This window comes from Streptomyces sp. NPDC004561, from assembly GCF_053602155.1.
This window is the reverse complement of the sequence record NZ_JBSGDB010000887.1, coordinates 1-1,575: the sequence shown is the minus strand read 5'-3', so window position 1 is coordinate 1,575 and position 1,575 is coordinate 1. Positions and strand designations below refer to the sequence as shown.

Sequence of the window (1,575 nt, the reverse complement as noted above, 5' to 3'; positions counted from 1 at the left end):
CTAGTACTCCAGCCGTAGTTCGGTATTTGGGCTGGTCAGCGGCCTGGTGGCGTGGAGTGTGGCGGGGCGCCGGGTGGGCGGGACGGACTTCCCCACCGCGCCCCGGCGAAGAGGTAGCCGCGCCGTTCGTAGTGGCTCTGGCGGGCGCGTGCCTGGTGGCGTCGTCTCCACCGTGACCAGGTCAGCGTGTGGTTGTGGCGTGCGCGGGGGTGCGGGGGTTCAGCTGCCAGGAGACGGCGGATCTCGGCCGGTGTGAGGTCCACGAGATCGGGCGTGTCGTCGCCGGGGCCCCCCTTTCGCGTTCCTGTGCGGCGATGGCGGCGAGGAACGCGTGGGCGAGCATGGCGAGGGTGATGTGCCGGTACCAGCCGGTGTAACGGCGGACCTCGTACTCGTCGAGGCCGCACTCGTTCTTCGCTGACTGGAAGCATTCTTCGATCTTCCAGCGGCATCCGGCGATCCGAGCCAGGTCGGCGAGGGTGGCGTCCAGCGGAGCGCTGGCCAGGAAGTAGGCGATGTCCTCGGGGTCGGTGATGCTGCGGCGGGCCAGCATCCACCGCCTGCGGGTGGGCTCGTCGCCGTCGCGTTCCTCGACGACGGGCAGGAGGGCTCCGGCCCAGTCGTAGCAGCGTTCGCCTTTGGCTCCGGGGCCGGCGGACAAGCGCTGCCATGCCTGCGGCGGGGCCTCACGGCGAATACGGTCATCAATGCGCGGGCCGTGGACCTGCTGGGACTTGGGGACGGCCATCACGTAGTGGAGCTTCAGGTCGTCCTCGAGGAAGAGGCGGAAGCGGCTGTCCTGGCCGTAGGCGGCGTCCGCGGTGACCCAGCGGAAGCGCAGAGGGGAGGCATGGGCCCGGCGGATCATGTCGCGGGCGAGGGCGTTCTTGGTGGCGAAAGTACGGGCGTCGGGGATGTGGGCGGCCTGGCAGCGGCCGCGGTCGTCGGTCCAGGACCTGGGCAGATAGAGGTCACGGTCGACGAGGGCGTGTCCCCGGCTCGTGGCATAGGCGGCGAACACGCCGATCTGACAATTTTCGGTGCGCCCGGCGGTGCCGGAGTATTGGCGCTGTACTCCGGCGGAGGTGGTCCCCTTCTTGATGAAGCCGGTGTCGTCGACAATCAACACGGCGTCGTCATCGCCGAGTTGGTCGGCCACGTACTGCTGCAGGTCGTCGCGGACACTGTCGGCGTCCCAGCGGCTGCGGGAGAGCAGGTACTGCAGTCCGTCCGGGGTGGCGTGGCCGGCCCACTCGGCGAGCTGCCACCCGTTCTTGCGGCCGACCGGAGCGAGCAGACCGCGTACGTAGTCTCGCATCCGCCTGCGGGGCTCGATCCGGGTGAAGCGGCTCCCGATCCGCAGGAAGAGTTCTTCGAGTTCCCGATCCCACACATTCACCGACGCATCAATGAGCATGCCGAGGGACTGCTCGCACCAGCTCACGGGCATGCCGCAGAGCACTCGTTCGTGGGGCGCGGTGGGGAAGTCCGTCCCGCCCACCTGGCGCCCCGCTACACTCCACGCCACCAGGCTGCTGACCAGCCCAGATACCGAACTACGGCTGGAGTACTAGG

The 1,575-nt window shown here is 69.0% G+C and carries 1 protein-coding gene; it reads right to left on the bottom strand.

Features of this window, described 5'->3' with window-relative positions:
* Positions 1–181: 181 nt before the first annotated feature.
* Positions 182–1,417, bottom strand: coding sequence for an IS701 family transposase (locus tag ACWEN3_RS46420; protein ID WP_452984463.1), 1,236 nt, complete (start codon positions 1,415–1,417; stop codon positions 182–184).
* Positions 1,418–1,575: the final 158 nt, after the last annotated feature.

Bases quoted from the DNA above. Each gene is read 5' to 3' on its own strand.
- ACWEN3_RS46420 (WP_452984463.1), bottom strand. From the start codon at position 1,417: ATGCTCATTGATGCGTCGGTGAATGTGTGGGATCGGGAACTCGAAGAA.